Below are 15528 nucleotides of genomic sequence, written 5' to 3'. Positions count from 1 at the left end.
GATATATGAAAACCACTTTTGATTTTGAAAAGCCAATTGCAGATTTGCAGTTGCAGATTGAAAAGGTAACACAAGTTGCCGAAAAAACTCAAGTTGATATGAGCGCAACCGTTCGTGAACTTGAGGAAAAACTTGCTTCTACGGAAAAAGAAATATACAGCAATTTAACAGGATGGCAGAATGTTCAAATGTCACGTCATCCGGATCGTCCACAGACCTATGATTATATCGAAGCAATCTGCGATGAGTTTATCGAATTGCATGGTGATCGTACGGTAAAAGATGATAAGGCGATTGTAGGCGGCATGGCCTCCATCGATGGCAATCCTGTCATGATCATTGGTCATCAGAAAGGTAAAAACACCAAAGAGCGTCAATACCATAATTTTGGCATGGCCAATCCGGAGGGTTACCGTAAAGCATTGCGTCTGATGAAAATGGCTGAAAAATTCAATAAACCCGTCATTACATTAATCGACACCATGGGTGCTTATCCGGGTTTAGAAGCTGAGGAGCGTGGACAAGGTGAAGCTATCGCACGCAACCTAATGGAAATGGCAGTACTTAAAGTTCCTATCATCTGTGTGGTCATAGGTGAGGGTGCTTCGGGCGGGGCCTTGGGTATCGGAGTAGGTAACCGTGTATATATGATGGAACATACTTGGTATTCCGTTATTTCGCCAGAATCTTGCTCTTCGATTTTATGGAGAAGCTGGGATCACAAGGAAAAAGCAGCAGAAGCGTTAAAACTAACTTCCAGCGATATGTTAGGCAATGGATTAATAGATGGAATCATTCCTGAGCCATTGGGCGGTGCTCATCAGGATCCAGCACAGGCAGCCGCTAATCTGAAAGAGCAACTATTGAAAGATCTTGCTGAATTGACGGCAAAAGACAGCGATACATTGATCAAGGAACGCATTGACAAATTCAGTAATATGGGCGTTGTGACAGAATAATGTCATCTCCATATTTATCAAAAATATAAGAAAAGTCGGCAAGGTATGCCGACTTTTCTTATTTAACAGCAACTTATTTTTAAAAAAGGTAAACACTGCCTACACAGAATCGCTCGATTCACAATCAAAATCCTGCCTTTTCAAACAAGAAGCCGTTCTCCTAAAAAAAATAAAAGCGTAATTTATAAACTGTTACAAAATATTTAAACAAAAAGAACAAAAACATTTGGACACAATCACATCTTTTTATACCTTTGCATCACTTTCAAAAACAGAAAGGATTCCGTAGCTCAGCTGGTAGAGCAATACACTTTTAATGTATGGGTCCTGGGTTCGAATCCCAGCGGGATCACAGAGGAAAAGCTAATCGCAAGATTAGCTTTTCTTGTTTAAGGAATTAGGATTCGAACGGAGGGCCGGCCGGGTTCGATCCGTCGGAGGCTCAGGGATGTGCATGGGAACTGTGGGGCTGAGCCAATCCCAGCGGGATCACAGAGGAAAAGCTAATCGCAAGATTAGCTTTTCTTGTTTAAGGAATTAGGATTCGAACGGAGGGCCGGCCGGGTTCGATCCGTCGGAGGCTCAGGGATGTGCATGGGAACTGTGGGGCTGAGCCAATCCCAGCGGGATCACAGAGGAAAAGCTAATCGCAAGATTAGCTTTTCTTGTTTAAGCAGATTAGGATTCGAACGGAGGGCCAGCCGGGTTCGGTTTTTAATCATGTGTCAGAACAACCTCCAAAAACTTAACGGCCTCTGCTCCTACAATATTTTTCACATGGAGTTCCACTGATTGCTTTCCGACAGGCAGATCTATTTGTCCGAGCATAAGGGAGTTTCCATGGCTGCTTTTAGGCGATGCCGGATCAATGGCGAAGCTGATTTCTTTTCCGGCTATTTTTAAAACCATCTCCCCGCCTGTGTTTTCCACATCTTTGACATAGCGTACCGAGACTTTAAACCGCGCAGGTTTCAATACATTGATATCCCATCCAAGATACTGATTGCTATTTTTCCATCCCGATACATAGTAACGGTCTCTTTTTCCATCCCCGAATTTCATCGGTTCTCCATATTGTTTTGCGTAAAATGACAATAAACGATTTTCAGTGACCTGTGCATCAACATAAATCAGATCATTGGATTCAGGCGCAACGCTATCCTGCTTTAACTGAACAGCAATAACTTCGTCTGCCAAATCATCCCCTATTTGATCCAAAGGGATATGGAGTCCGGTGGTATCTGAAGAATAACCTTTGATCCTTTTTTTTGAAGACAGCAGAGAAATGGATTTAACCGCCATCGTAAGTCCGCCTACAGTTAATTTCTCTCCTTTCGGCTTTTTAAAGACATGCAAATACAAGGTGCTGTTTCTTTTTGTGATCACTCCCCATTGTTGACGCGGTAAGGACGAAGGCGTCACATCGATGACACTTTCCTTATTCTTTGCCATCCATGTGGCTATTCCTTCCAAAATAATCGCATCAGCTGCATCAATGCTACCATCGCCTTTCGGGCCAATATTCATTAGGATATTTCCACCCATAGCAGTCGCTTTGGCCAACAATTGGATAAAATGTGCTGTAGGTTTGTGATTTTTATCCGTCGAGGAATAGCCGTATGAATCATTCGTCGTGGGAATAGCCTCCCAATAAGCTCCTTCAGGGACGGGATAAAACTCTTCCGGTCGGTCAGCAGTATTCAAATAATCACCGTAATTCCGGTCACCTGTACGCGCTAATCGTCCATTAACAACGATAGCGGGGTCAGTATCCCGGATTGCTTGCAGAATTCTTAAATTTTCGGATAAAGGCAGCTTATGTGGTGTATCGAACCAGAGCAAATCGGGATGATACCTATGGATCAGCTCTTTTATTTGCGGAATCGCCTTTTCATCGACGTAGCGTTTTGCTTTAGGCAACCATTCCGGATGACTGTCAAACCAATTTACTCCCCCCAGCAATTTGTCCCCACCCGGGTTATTATAATCCCAGTCATTTCCCGGTGCATCGGGATGCTCCCAGTCAAATGCATGTGAATAATAAAATCCGAATAACAAACCATGTTTATGGCAAGCTTGCGCCAGTTGCATCAATGGATCCTCTTTTAATGCAGTACTCTTTATCGAATAAACACTAGCATATTGTGATGGATACATTGCGAAGCCATCATGATGTTTCGCTGTGATCATAAAATACTTCATACCGGCATTTTTCGCCAAGATTACCCATTCTTCAGCGTTAAACTTTTCGGGATTAAATCTGGCGGCAGAATCCAGGTATTCCTGACGAGGGATTTGCATGACACGCATGAGATGTTCGGCATACCCCCCTCCTTTTTTTCCCTTCCAGACATTGCCATATTGCGAATAAACACCCCAATGGACAAACATGCCAAAGGTGGCCTTTTTCCATTTTTGAACACGCCGTTTTTGTCCTGTTGCAGATTGCTTCCACCAGCCGGTCTCCGCAGCCGATATCGCAAGACTATCCCTTGCAGTAGGATCATTAAACATCGCTGCGGCTTCATTTCCCCTATTGGCATTTTTAACCTGCCCTACGCCCACCATAGCAGCTGCTGAAAGCATTAAAACAAGGCAATACCTAGTATTGATCATAAGTTTCGATTTATAATTGTCTCTTTAAGCCGAACGCTAGCACAGAGGTGCATATGGTTCAACTATAATAATGTATACTATTTTCAAAAATAGCTTAAAACGAAAAGAATAAGGTGTAATTTTTGTTCATTTTAGGGTAATAGCACATAAGTCAAAAAAGATAAAACCTATCCAGCCCTGCACTGTTTATCTTATATTATAAACTTAAGGACACATGAGCAATTCTTCAGATTATTGGCATGTTCAAATCGGATCGAAAGTCAACAGCAGTGAAATCTTTATCGAAGTCACCAAAGACGGTCCGTATATTTTACACGGACAAGTACCCTTTCATTTGCAATACATCATTCCGGATCGTCAGGGTGCGAAACCGTCAGAACCTTTGCCATTGTGGGCAATCGGCCAACAAACCATTTTGCGATGGTAAACATGCTTCCATAGAATTTCAGGATGGGCTCAGTAAGTAAGCGCAAAAATGGCATCTTGACATTTACTGTTCCCAAGATGCCATTTCTTTGGCCTATTTTTATTCCAAGGAGCTACAAGCTATCGGTATTTATATAATATTTGTTTAAAAAATTTATTTTAAGATCATGGAAAAGCTAACTGCAAAAGCAAGCATTCAGATTCAAAAACCCGTCCGTGAAGTTTTTGAAGCCATTGTTGACCCGAATAAGATGAATCATTATTTTATTAAGTCCGCAACTGGACGATTAGAGACCGGAAAAACCGTAGAATGGACTTTCCCCGAATTCCCTGACAGTTTTCCCGTAACCGGAAAAACAATTCACCCGGACAGTTATATTTCGTTTGACTGGAGCGGTGGGATCGCCAACCAGTTGGTTGAAATCAACCTGTCTGCCTTCGGAGAAGACGCTACCGTCGTCAGAATTACGGAACACGAAATGAACAACGATCAAGATGGCATTTTGATCATGATGCGACAAACGGAAGGATGGGCAAACTTTCTAGCTTGCATGAAGGCCTATCTCGAATATAATATCAATCTTCGAAAAGGTGCGTTTGATTTTATGTTTTAATAGCAATTAGGGAAATGGTGGTAAACAAAACTTCCTACACAGAAAAGAATGTCAATGACTTTATTCAAGAAATATCGGATGTGCAAAAAAGAGAAGATAGCTTCCGGCTTATCCATCTGATGCATTCCGTCTCAGATGAAGCGCCAAAGATGTTTGGCGGATCCATCATTGGCTTTGGACAGTATCATTATATATACGCGAGCGGACACGAAGGCTACGCCCCTTTGATAGGCTTCAGCCCACGAAAAGCGGCGATCTCGCTTTATGTGTATACCGGACTCGACGAATATAGGCCATTGGTGGAAAAATTGGGTAAATTCAAACAGGGAAAAGCCTGTATTTACATTAAAAAACTAAGTGACATCAATACGGATCATCTGACCACATTAATGCAGCAGACTATCCAATTTTTATCAACAAAATACACACGGATCAAGGATAAGGAATAATCGTATGACAAGCAGCTTTTCAACAATTGACGCGTATATAAACCAATTCGAGGGAGATAAGAAAGCATATCTCATCCAAGTCTACAAACTTATAGCCGGGGTGGTCCCCACCGCGGCCACAGAAACCATTTCCTACCAGATGCCTACCTTCCGATTGAATGGCAATCTGATTCATTTTGCCATGAATAAGCAGCATCTCGGAATATACCCCGGGCCGGACGCCATTGAACATTTCGCTCCTCGGCTCAAGGCTTTCAAAACAACAAAAGGTGCCATTCAGATCCCGATAGATCAACCCATACCCGAAAAAATCATCCTGGATATTGTTGCATTCAACATCGAAAAACTCAAAGATAAACAAGGTCCCAACTGGCATAAAAACCGTGGAAATTGGCTGGAAGCTGAAGAAATGATGCAACAGATCATGTTAAAAACCACACTGAAAAAAGAATTCAAATGGGGAACTTACGTTTATACACACAAGGGAAAGAATGTTATCGCATGGGGCGGTTTCAAAAACTTTTTCTCCCTCTGGTTTTACAATGGCGTATTTTTAGAAGATAAGGAAAATTTTCTGATCAATGCTTCAGAAGGAAAAACCAAAGCACTTCGCCAATGGCGTTTTAAGGACGTGAATGAGATGGATAGTGCCAAAATTGAAGCATACATCCAAGAATCTATTCAAACTGTTGACGAAGGAAAAGAAATTAAACCAGCTAAAAAAGAAGTTATCCCCCCATCGGGTCTGTTACTGGAAGTTCTTCGTTCAGATGAGGTATTTCATGATCATTTCAATGCCTTAACTCCCGGAAAACAAAAAGAATATATCCAATATATCGACGAGGCAAAGCAGGAAAAAACTAAATTATCCCGTCTCGAAAAAATCAGACCGATGATTATCGCCAACAAAGGACTAAATGATAAATATAAATAATAAATTTCAACTCAAAAATCGACGCTCATGGAAAATTCAATTATACCCTCGATCTGGTTTGATCAAAATGCGAAAGAGGCTTTTGATCTATACTCTCAGACCTTTCCAAACAGCCATGTAACCCGCAACTCCCCGATCGTTGTCGAGGCTCAGCTCAATGGCGTAAAATTTATCGGCATCAACGGCGGTCCGACGTTTAAACCCAACCCATCCATATCTTTTATGGTGATCTGCGAATCAAAAGAAGAAGTTGATCGCATCTGGAGTGCATTTTCAGCAGGTGGCAACACATTAATGCCCTTAGACAGTTATCCCTGGAGTCCATACTATGGTTGGATAGCGGATAAATATGGTGTAAACTGGCAATTATACCAAGGCAAACTCAGTGATACGAATCAGCAAGCTATTGTCCCTACCCTGATGTATTGTGGGGCCCAGCAGGGTAAATGTGAAGCCGCGTTAAAGTTTTATGAAGATATGTTCGACGACTTTCATAGCAACGGTATCATGCGTTATGCAACAGGTGACTACGAAGGTTTGGTTCAGCATACACAATTCCTTGTCAATGGATTCACACTAATGGCAATGGATAGTGGTGTCACGCAGAACTTTACTTTTAATGAAGGAATTTCTCTTTCCGTCTTATGCAAAGATCAGGCAGAAATTGACAATTACTGGAATAGCATTACCGCACGGGGACAGGAAGGCTTGTGTGGTTGGTGTAAGGACGAATTTGGAGTAAGCTGGCAAATTGTACCTGCCAAGATTGCCACATATCTTCAAAATCCCGGAGCCGGAGAAGCGCTGATGAAGATGAAAAAAATCATTATAAAAGATTTAATAGGATAAGCTTGTCAGCCGATAACCAAGCGCTTATTGCTTAAAAGATGCATAAAAAAAGGGGATAACGATCATCCCCTTTTCATTATCAGCTAAGCATTGACCTGCAATGCCAGTGCATATAATTTCATTTGTTTGATCATCGACAATAAACCGTTAGCGCGGGTCGGCGACAAATGCTCTTTTAAGCCTATTTCATCAACGAAATAAAGGTCTGCATCAACAATTTCTTTTGCCGTATGTCCAGACAGTACTTTGACCATCAGACTAACCAGACCTTTGGTGATAATTGCATCGCTATCAGCTGTGAAATACACTTTTCCGTCTTTAACCTCAGGATACAGCCATACCTTGGACTGGCAGCCTTTAATAATATATTCTTCTGTTTTATATTGCTCATCAATTAAAGGAACTTCTTTGCCAAGTTGAATGATGTATTCGTATTTTTCCATCCAATCGGTAAAGAAAGCAAAATCCTCAATTAATTCATTTTGTATTTCATTAATTGTCATAACCATTTTTATTACACCAACATATTGACAGCACGCTGAATGCCCGCTACCAAGATATCTATTTCTTCTTTTGTATTGTAAAGTGCCAATGAAGCCCGGATTGTGCCCGGAATACCAAAACGGTCCATCACAGGCTGTGCACAGTGGTGACCGGTTCGCACCGCTATTCCCAATTTATCCAAAATTACACCTACATCATAGGGGTGCGTACCTTCGATAATGAATGAAATGACGGAACATTTTTGGTCGGCGGTGCCAATAAATTTCATCCCGGGAATCTGGGACAATTTTTCCAAGGCATAGTCCAACAGCTCGTGCTCATAAGCTTCGATATTCTTCAAGCCGATTGAATTGATATAGTCAATAGCTTCATTTAGACAGATTCCAGCTTCGATATTAGGTGTTCCAGCTTCAAATTTAAAAGGCAATTCATTATAAGTTGTCTTTTCAAAAGTCACCTCTTTAATCATATCACCGCCACCCTGATAAGGAGGCATTGCATTCAATAACTCTTCCTTACCATACAACACGCCTACACCTGTCGGCCCGTACATTTTATGTCCAGAAAATGCCAAAAAATCAACATCAAGATCCTGCACATCCACTTGAATATGCTGGACAGCTTGTGCCGCGTCAACCAGGACAACCACTCCTTTGTCATGTGCGATCGAGATCATCTCCTTCACCGGATTGATCGTTCCCAATGCATTGGAGACGTAGGTTACGGCAACTAACTTGGTCTTTTCATTGAATAAATTTTGGTAAGCTTCCATATCAAGCTCCCCTTTGTCATTCATAGGAATAACACGGATTTTACATCCTTTTTCATCGCAGAGCATCTGCCAGGGAACAATATTGGAATGGTGTTCCATCGCAGAAATGATGATCTCATCTCCCGCATGTATAAATGCCCTTCCATAACAAGTCGCTACCAGATTGATACTATCAGTCGTACCCTTGGTAATGATCACTTGTTTATCTTCGGGGGCATTGATAAAAGATTGAAGCTTTTTACGGGTAACCTCAAAAGCATCCGTTGATATCTGGCTCAGGTAGTGAACACCCCGGTGTACATTACTGTTCATATCCGTATAATAATGTGCAATGGCATTTATTACTGCCGTGGGCTTTTGTGTCGTCGCACCGTTATCCAGATAAACCAAGGGTTTGCCATTCACCTCTCTTTTTAGAATAGGAAAATCTGCCCGTATTTTATCTATGTTATATGTTTCCAAAGTCGTCTCCATAATTTATACAAAGTTAATAGTATTTTATCGAATACGGGCTGAGCAATCTGTTTTTTATGTCATTATCAATTACCCAAGCTGTCTGTCTACCGCGGTATAACGTGGCTCAATCCGGTTGAAGATGCTCCTTTTATCCCCTTTTACCATTTTAAACAATTCTATCTTGCTTTTATAATTTATTGGAGCTATTTATTTACCTTTGTATTGATATGCAAGAATTACCTCTAAATTTACCAGAAGGCTCACGTAAAGAAGTGATGGCCTACTTGGAGCCTTTCATGTTAAATGAAATGAGCGAATACCTGAAGCCTGTAGAAGAAATGTGGCAACCCGCTGATTTCCTTCCAGACGCTTCAAGGGATACGTTTTTTGAGGAAATAAGAGATTTACAGGAAAGTGCCAAAGAACTTTCGTATGACTTGGTCGCTGTATTAATTGGCGATACAATCACCGAAGAAGCCCTTCCGACCTACGAATCCTGGTTGACTATGGTCGAGGATGTCGATAAAAATGAACAAGGTGGATGGATGAAATGGGTTCGCGCCTGGACTGCCGAAGAAAACCGCCACGGGGATCTATTGAATAAATATCTTTACTTATCCGGCAGAATAGATATGCGACAGTTTGAGATGTCCACACAATACCTGATACAAGATGGTTTTGATATTGGGACTGGTGCTGATCCTTACCGTAACTTTATCTATACCTCATTCCAGGAACTTGCCACCAACGTATCCCACCGTCGGGTATCGGGACTTTCCAAAAAAAGTGGTGATAAGCTTCTTGCGAAGATGTGTGGTGTCATTGCATCGGATGAAGCACGTCACGCCAAGGCCTATATGTCTTTCATATCAAAAGCCCTGACTGTAGACCCTAGCGAAGTGATGATAGCTTTTGAAGATATGATGCGTAAGAAAATCGTGATGCCGGCACAGTTTTTAAGAGAAGCAGGCGAACCTCAGGGTGACGCCTTTGCTCATTTTTCAGATGCTGCACAGCGATTAGGCGTATATACCGCTTTAGATTATGTTGATATCTTGAAAGAACTTAATAATGAATGGAAGATTGATCAAGTTTCAGGACTAAATGATCAGGGAGAAAAAGCAAGAGACTATCTCCTAAAATTGCCTGATCGTCTGGCAAGATTAGCAGATCGCATGAAGATTCCCGAAAAAGAATATAAATTCAAATGGATATACGGATAAACAGAAAAGCTTGATTAGAAATAATCAGGCTTTTCTGTTTACTACTTTCCTCCTTAATTTCTACGATAGCCTTATTCTTCTATACCTCAGGCCTTATATACGCTAAAAAAAATAGAAATTTTAGTGCAAGAATCAGTAGGCTTTCCCTAATGTCCACACTACTTTGAAATTTTTATTTGCAATTAATTTCCTGAACAGAGTCCGAGTATCACGCGTGATTCGGCTATCTTTCGACTATACTTCGGGACAGGTTCGGCCCTCCTCCACCCCTGAGAGCAGGTAAGAGCGACTTGTCTATGCTGTATTTGTGTGGTGAATCCGTGTTATACTCGGACTCACCACGGACTCACCACGCTCTCATCACTGACTCACCTCGAAGCTGATACGACTATATCCCGAAGCAGATACGAAGCATACACGAATCACTACCGTAGGAATGGCGAACCTTATATAATCAGAAATTATTTCACATTTCCCATAAGCTTCCGCACAACAGGCGACAATGCGATGAGCACCACACCCGCAATTAAAGAATACAAGCCCAATTGCTTATAACTTTCGGTGTACGTCACTAAGTTATCCGCCAGCGAACTTCCCTCTTTTGCTTCAGCCATACCCGCACCGATCAAGCCCGCCACATATTGTCCATAAGCACTCGCCAAAAACCACATTCCCATCATAATACCCTGTAACCTTGCCGGGGACAGTTTCGTCATAATGGACAGTCCAATTGGCGAGAGACAGAGCTCCCCGACGGTAATCACTAATAGAGCAAGTGTAAAGATATCCAATGAGGTCATCCCATCATGGGCAAAAAGACGCGTAGCAAAAAGCACGTAGTATCCTAGCCCTAGGAAAACAAAGCCCAATCCAAACTTGATAATGGTATTCGGTTCAAGTTTACGTTTTCCCAACCAGATCCAGAACAGTCCAAATAATGGTGCTAAGGCGATAATAAATAATGCACCTCCAGAATTATTGACACCATTTGGATCAAGTGTCACCGCCCCAAGTAAAGAGTCATTCAGATGCTCTGCAGCAAAAATACTCAGAGAGCCACCACTTTGCTCATATATCCCCCAAAAGATAATGGAAAACAAAATAAATACCAGTGCAGCAATTAATTTTTTTCGTTCCTCTCTGGTTACTTGTGACATTTCATAGAACAAATACAACAATGTCAATGGCCCGATAGTATACATAAAATAATCGGTATATTGGGTTTTCGACACCATGATCTGAATTACAGGTATAAAGATCAAGGTCAGGGCATATACCGCATATTCAACCCATTTTGGCAAGGCTTTCGTCTTTACAATAGCATCTGGGTGTCCAGGTTGCAGCCCGATAGGTCCGAGATGTCTTTTGGTAAAGTGAAAATTAATCAAACTTGCCAGCATCCCTATTGCAGCTAAACCAAAAGCAACATTCCAACGGTGAGGCTCGGAGATAACCGAACTCAACATATACCCTTTACCAATAGCGACACAAACATAGCCACCTAAAAATGCACCTAGATTGATCCCCGCATAGAAAAGCGAGAAGCCACCATCACGACGGCTATCTCCATCACGATAGAGTTCTCCCACCATCGTAGAGATATTCGGCTTAAAAAAGCCGGTACCGATAATAATAAATGAGAGACCAAAAAAGAAATATTGATGTGGATCCGCTGCTAGGAAAAGGCTTCCTACGATCATCAATAAGCCGCCCCAAAACAATGATTTTCTAAAACCTAAAATCTTATCAGCGAAAAGACCACCGATAAATGTAAAAGCATAGACAAATGCCTGAGTAGCCCCATACTGTAAATTAGCTTCTTTCTTTGCAAAATCTAGCTCGGTGATCATAAAGAACACCAACATGCCCCGCATGCCATAAAAGCAAAACCGCTCCCACATTTCCGAAAAGAACAGGCTCCAGATTTGCCGAGGGTACTTGCCCTTAAAATTTTGAATCTCCTCTAACGACTCGCGTTTACTAGCCTCCATACTGTATTTATATTAATCAAAAAAGCTTCTTTCGTAAAAGAAGCTTATATAGTTATTATTTAATTCCGTGCATCAACCTTTTGATCAAAGGATTGAATAACATCACAAGCAATCCGGCAAAAGCTGGAATGGCTGTAAATAAAAAGAAAAAGTGACTTAATGAGTATTCTTGTTGAATTGTCTCCACCTGTCCCCCCAATACTGCTGCAACCTTTTGAGCGATCGCAATAGCAAGATACCAGATACCAAACATAAAAGCCAGCATCCGTGCCGGAACCAGCTTGGAAACATAAGACAAACCTACTGGTGAAATAAACAATTCACCCAAAGTATGGAACAGGTAAGTCAGGACAAGAAATACCATTGAGATTTTCACTCCCGGTGCTATCCCCCATGATCCCAATCCGATAATCAAGAACCCAATTGCAACCAGGATCAAGCCGAATCCATATTTAAATGCTGCCGAAGGGTTATATTTCGATTCCCAGATCTTGGAAACTGTAGACGCTAATGCAATAATAAAAAAGGAGTTAAGAATTGAGAACCAGGAGACCTTGATTTCTGAAGCCTCTTTGTTAAACTCCTGATAAAGCATCCAGATCGCCGCACCCCAGATCAGTCCAAAACAGACAAATAAAACGATATTGGATATTGCGATCTTATCCCATGTCACCTTGGCCAATTTAATTAAGACCCAACTGATAATTGACAGCGGTACGATCGTTAATAAACCATTGACCACATTAAATGTTGTCAATGCAGTGCCTGTAAGCGCTCTGTCGATATTATCTCTTGCGACAATGACCAGTGAAGTTGCTCCCTGTTCAAAGCTCATGAAAAAGAAAATAAGGAAAAATGCCAAAAGCACCACGGCAAACATCCTGTCCCGAACAGTTTTGTCATAACGCAAAATCCGGGAAACAATCAAATAAATAAAAAGGATCAATGCGACGATGACCATGATATACTGTCCCCTCAGAAAAGAGGTATCCAGTCCGGCGAAAACATCAATAATACCATTTTTCGACAATGGGTCATTAAAAGCATAGACAAAACCTATAATGGATACGATAGCGATCAGCACATAATCTCTTAATGTAAACGGATTTTTGGTATCCGTATCGCTAACCGTGACTTCTTTCTTTTCACCGGTCACAGACTTGTCCAAAATACCGAGGTTGCCCATGAGCGGTTTTGCGAAAACAAACTGAAGTGTACCTAAGAGCATAAAAATACCGGCCAATCCAAAACCCCAATGCCATCCATACGTTTCAGCGATATAACCGCAGAGCATCATCCCAAAGAAAGCGCCCGCATTAACGCCCATATAGAATATGGTGTATGCGCCATCCTTCTTTTCAGGAAGGTCTTTATACATCTCGCCAAGGATCGAAGGCATATTCGGCTTGAAAAAGCCCGTTCCGATAACCAGGCAGATCAACCCCAAGAAAAACATAATGGCGGTATCAAAAGCCATTGCCGCATGCCCTAATGTCATGATCGCCGAACCTATAATAACGGCTTTCCGGGATCCGATATATTTATCAGCAATGATTCCTCCGAGGATTGGTGTCAAATAAAGCATCATGGCATAAGTCCCATATAATGCACCTGCCTGTTGAGCAGTCCAGGCCCAGCCAGAGAATGGACTCCCCTGGATAACCGCAGCAGTTAAAAATTGCATCAATAGGACCCGCATTCCATAGAACGAGAATCGTTCCCACATTTCTGTAAAGAAAAGTACAAACAGCCCTGAGCGCTGTCCTAGTACATTTGATTTAAAAAAATCATTCGACGGGCTTGTAGTGATTTCCCCGTTTAGTCTCCCCATAAGTAATCAACCTTTATTTTTATAAAATACTTACAAAGAAACAAAAACAAAATCACTTTTGACCAAAATAAAGTTGCATAAACAAAAAAAGGTAACCCTTTTGGATTACCTTTTCAGTAACAATTTTAATATGCCCTATCTTTTGTGCAATTGTTCGTAAAGATCAATGACCTTTTTTTGAAGTTCGATAACTTCGCCATCGCGTTGTTGCAACTTTTGCGTTAACGCATTGACCTCATTAACGTACTCTTTATCCTCTTCTGAATCAGAAGTAGATAATAGCTGGACAACTGTCAAATTGAATAATTTTGAGATCTGATTCAGGCGAGACAGATTCACATCTGTAATTCCTGTTTCAATTTTCGAAAATGCCGGGATTGAGATATCCAATCGCTTTGCAACATCCTCTTGACTCCACCCTTTTTGGTGTCTAAGTAATCTAATTTTTTTTCCTAATGCATTCATCTGGTAGATATTTTAAACAAAAATAGCAATTAAAAATTAATTTACATTAAATTATAATTTTTTCTTTAAAAATCCCTAAAAAAACGATCAGCAAGAACGGATAGATTAACCCCGTTATAATTATTTAAACTCATAAGCAGTAAATTGTAACCCCTGGATTTTACTCCATCTAAAAAAGAATACAAGCCATCCAAACTCACAACAACCTCTAAATCAGTATTATTAAAACTCTTCTTGATATTCTCAGGAACACTTTCAATATTCTTGTTCATTTCCTTACAGGAGTTGATATTCACGTAGACAACAGAGAGATCCGACTCACGCATGGAGTCAGCATATTGTAACAAAAAGCTTGAATCCAAACTATCATACGAGTTTATTTCGATAATTGTGACCAATTTCTGATTAGGAAATTGTTCTTTTACGGCGTGAATACTTGATTTAACCTTATCTGCATTACAGGCATAATCTTGGTAAACGACAGACCCCTCAGAACTTGCTACAAATTCCAGATAACGGATGGAAGTATTGAAACTCTTTATCGCATCAAAGAACTCTTTCTTTTTAATACCAAGCCATTCACATACCGTATAAGCGCCGGCAATATTAGACAGATTATGCTTTCCGAATATTTGTAAAGGGACATCTCCATCTGCTGTATTCAGATAAGTAACCCCTTTGTTAATGGTATAATCAGGTATTTTATAACCATGCCTATTGATCTTACAGTCTTTGGTATCCTGTAAAACACCCTGAAGGACAGCGTCTTCTTTATTATAGATCAGCGTACCTTTAGGGGGTATGGAGTCAATAAAATCTTCAAACTGTTTAATATATTCCTCTTTGGATATTTTGGAATTAAATTCATTCCATACAATACCCGAAATTAAGGCGATATTGGGCTTATAATACAAAAATTTGGACTTAGGATCAATTTTGGACGAAACATATTCATCTCCCTCGATAATAATAATCTTATTATTTTTTGTAATATCTACCAATTTATCAAAGCCTCTCAGCTGGGCTCCTACTAAATAGTCAAAATCTTTACCTAAGAATCGCATCACATGCATGACCATGCTCGTGATCGTTGTCTTCCCATAGCTACCTGCGATAACTACACGGATCTTATCCTGCGAGAGTTCTTGTATAAACTCAGGAAAAGAATAGATCTTTAAACCTAGTTCCTGTGCTTTTTTTAATTCGGGATTATTTGCTTCCGCATGTGCTCCCAAAATAACAGCATCAATATCATCCGTCACCTTGCCGGAAAACCATCCCAATTGATCTGGCAATAATCCAGCTTCGATAAGATGGGAACGGGAAGGTTCCACAATCTGATCATCAGATCCAGTAATCTGATGCCCTTGCTTTGCCAATGAAATGGCAAGGTTATGCATCACACTACCACCTATCGCTATAAAATGAATACGCATCGC

Annotated in this window: 14 protein-coding genes and 1 tRNA gene; 8 read left to right on the top strand and 7 right to left on the bottom strand. The window is 40.9% G+C overall.

The window, feature by feature from the left end:
* The first annotated feature begins 5 nt into the window (after positions 1–5).
* A complete protein-coding gene (locus tag G6053_RS05495; protein WP_108636971.1) occupies positions 6–959 on the top strand; it encodes an acetyl-CoA carboxylase carboxyltransferase subunit alpha in 954 nt (317 codons plus the stop codon).
* Positions 960–1238: 279 nt separating this feature from the next.
* A tRNA-Lys gene (locus G6053_RS05490) sits at positions 1239–1311 on the top strand.
* A gap of 362 nt (positions 1312–1673) precedes the next feature.
* Here the strand turns inward: G6053_RS05490 and G6053_RS05485 are convergent.
* On the bottom strand, positions 1674–3575 hold the full coding sequence (locus G6053_RS05485; RefSeq protein ID WP_165305728.1) for an alpha-L-fucosidase: 1902 nt from the start codon (positions 3573–3575) through the stop codon (positions 1674–1676).
* A 214-nt stretch (positions 3576–3789) separates the two neighbouring features.
* On the opposite strand from G6053_RS05485, the gene G6053_RS05480 reads away from it, so the two are divergent.
* The 5 genes from G6053_RS05480 (at position 3790) to G6053_RS05455 (ending at position 6847) form a co-directional block, all read left to right on the top strand.
* Positions 3790–4002 (top strand): hypothetical protein, encoded by a 213-nt coding sequence (locus tag G6053_RS05480; protein WP_241254933.1) that lies wholly within the window; start codon positions 3790–3792, stop codon positions 4000–4002.
* Positions 4003–4168: 166 nt separating this feature from the next.
* The gene (locus G6053_RS05475; RefSeq protein WP_165305726.1) at positions 4169–4615 is read left to right on the top strand and encodes an SRPBCC domain-containing protein; all 447 of its coding nucleotides are present in this window, start codon (positions 4169–4171) and stop codon (positions 4613–4615) included.
* Positions 4616–4629: 14 nt separating this feature from the next.
* Positions 4630–5064, top strand: a complete 435-nt coding sequence (locus G6053_RS05470; RefSeq protein WP_165305725.1) for a DUF1801 domain-containing protein — start codon at positions 4630–4632, stop codon at positions 5062–5064.
* A 4-nt stretch (positions 5065–5068) separates the two neighbouring features.
* The gene (locus G6053_RS30565; protein ID WP_206531871.1) at positions 5069–5998 is read left to right on the top strand and encodes a DUF1801 domain-containing protein; all 930 of its coding nucleotides are present in this window, start codon (positions 5069–5071) and stop codon (positions 5996–5998) included.
* Between the two features lie 27 nt (positions 5999–6025).
* Positions 6026–6847, top strand: a complete 822-nt coding sequence (locus G6053_RS05455) for a VOC family protein (protein ID WP_165305724.1) — start codon at positions 6026–6028, stop codon at positions 6845–6847.
* A gap of 83 nt (positions 6848–6930) precedes the next feature.
* Here the strand turns inward: G6053_RS05455 and G6053_RS05450 are convergent, their stop codons facing one another.
* Positions 6931–7350: a SufE family protein gene (locus G6053_RS05450; protein WP_108636977.1), complete on the bottom strand. Its 420-nt coding sequence runs from the start codon at positions 7348–7350 to the stop codon at positions 6931–6933.
* A gap of 11 nt (positions 7351–7361) precedes the next feature.
* Positions 7362–8597: a cysteine desulfurase gene (locus G6053_RS05445; RefSeq protein ID WP_181390700.1), complete on the bottom strand. Its 1236-nt coding sequence runs from the start codon at positions 8595–8597 to the stop codon at positions 7362–7364.
* A gap of 209 nt (positions 8598–8806) precedes the next feature.
* Between G6053_RS05445 and G6053_RS05440 the strand changes: the two genes are divergently transcribed.
* The gene (locus G6053_RS05440; protein ID WP_108636978.1) at positions 8807–9802 is read left to right on the top strand and encodes an acyl-ACP desaturase; all 996 of its coding nucleotides are present in this window, start codon (positions 8807–8809) and stop codon (positions 9800–9802) included.
* Between the two features lie 461 nt (positions 9803–10263).
* Here G6053_RS05440 and G6053_RS05435 read toward each other — a convergent pair whose 3' ends face one another.
* The 4 genes from G6053_RS05435 to G6053_RS05420 all read right to left on the bottom strand — a co-directional run bounded on the left by G6053_RS05435 (position 10264) and on the right by G6053_RS05420 (position 15525).
* Positions 10264–11793 carry a peptide MFS transporter gene (locus tag G6053_RS05435; RefSeq protein ID WP_165305723.1) on the bottom strand — a complete coding sequence of 510 codons (1530 nt, stop codon included), beginning with the start codon at positions 11791–11793 and terminating at the stop codon, positions 10264–10266.
* Between the two features lie 55 nt (positions 11794–11848).
* The gene (locus G6053_RS05430; RefSeq protein ID WP_108636980.1) at positions 11849–13624 is read right to left on the bottom strand and encodes a peptide MFS transporter; all 1776 of its coding nucleotides are present in this window, start codon (positions 13622–13624) and stop codon (positions 11849–11851) included.
* Between the two features lie 135 nt (positions 13625–13759).
* The gene (locus G6053_RS05425; RefSeq protein ID WP_070566095.1) at positions 13760–14089 is read right to left on the bottom strand and encodes a helix-turn-helix transcriptional regulator; all 330 of its coding nucleotides are present in this window, start codon (positions 14087–14089) and stop codon (positions 13760–13762) included.
* 65 nt (positions 14090–14154) lie between these two features.
* Positions 14155–15525, bottom strand: a complete 1371-nt coding sequence (locus tag G6053_RS05420; protein WP_108636981.1) for a Mur ligase domain-containing protein — start codon at positions 15523–15525, stop codon at positions 14155–14157.
* Positions 15526–15528 lie beyond the last annotated feature (3 nt).

Source organism: Sphingobacterium sp. DR205 (assembly GCF_011064245.1).
GTDB lineage: Bacteria > Bacteroidota > Bacteroidia > Sphingobacteriales > Sphingobacteriaceae > Sphingobacterium > Sphingobacterium athyrii.
This window is presented reverse-complemented; position numbering and strand designations above follow the sequence as displayed.

Bases quoted from the DNA above. Each gene is read 5' to 3' on its own strand.
- G6053_RS05495 (WP_108636971.1), top strand. From the start codon at position 6: ATGAAAACCACTTTTGATTTTGAAAAGCCAATTGCAGATTTGCAGTTG.
- G6053_RS05420 (WP_108636981.1), bottom strand. From the start codon at position 15,525: ATGCGTATTCATTTTATAGCGATAGGTGGTAGTGTGATGCATAACCTT.
- G6053_RS05430 (WP_108636980.1), bottom strand. From the start codon at position 13,624: ATGGGGAGACTAAACGGGGAAATCACTACAAGCCCGTCGAATGATTTT.
- G6053_RS30565 (WP_206531871.1), top strand. From the start codon at position 5,069: ATGACAAGCAGCTTTTCAACAATTGACGCGTATATAAACCAATTCGAG.
- G6053_RS05445 (WP_181390700.1), bottom strand. From the start codon at position 8,597: ATGGAGACGACTTTGGAAACATATAACATAGATAAAATACGGGCAGAT.
- G6053_RS05475 (WP_165305726.1), top strand. From the start codon at position 4,169: ATGGAAAAGCTAACTGCAAAAGCAAGCATTCAGATTCAAAAACCCGTC.
- G6053_RS05455 (WP_165305724.1), top strand. From the start codon at position 6,026: ATGGAAAATTCAATTATACCCTCGATCTGGTTTGATCAAAATGCGAAA.
- G6053_RS05485 (WP_165305728.1), bottom strand. From the start codon at position 3,575: ATGATCAATACTAGGTATTGCCTTGTTTTAATGCTTTCAGCAGCTGCT.
- G6053_RS05450 (WP_108636977.1), bottom strand. From the start codon at position 7,350: ATGACAATTAATGAAATACAAAATGAATTAATTGAGGATTTTGCTTTC.
- G6053_RS05435 (WP_165305723.1), bottom strand. From the start codon at position 11,793: ATGGAGGCTAGTAAACGCGAGTCGTTAGAGGAGATTCAAAATTTTAAG.
- G6053_RS05470 (WP_165305725.1), top strand. From the start codon at position 4,630: ATGGTGGTAAACAAAACTTCCTACACAGAAAAGAATGTCAATGACTTT.
- G6053_RS05440 (WP_108636978.1), top strand. From the start codon at position 8,807: ATGCAAGAATTACCTCTAAATTTACCAGAAGGCTCACGTAAAGAAGTG.
- G6053_RS05425 (WP_070566095.1), bottom strand. From the start codon at position 14,089: ATGAATGCATTAGGAAAAAAAATTAGATTACTTAGACACCAAAAAGGG.
- G6053_RS05480 (WP_241254933.1), top strand. From the start codon at position 3,790: ATGAGCAATTCTTCAGATTATTGGCATGTTCAAATCGGATCGAAAGTC.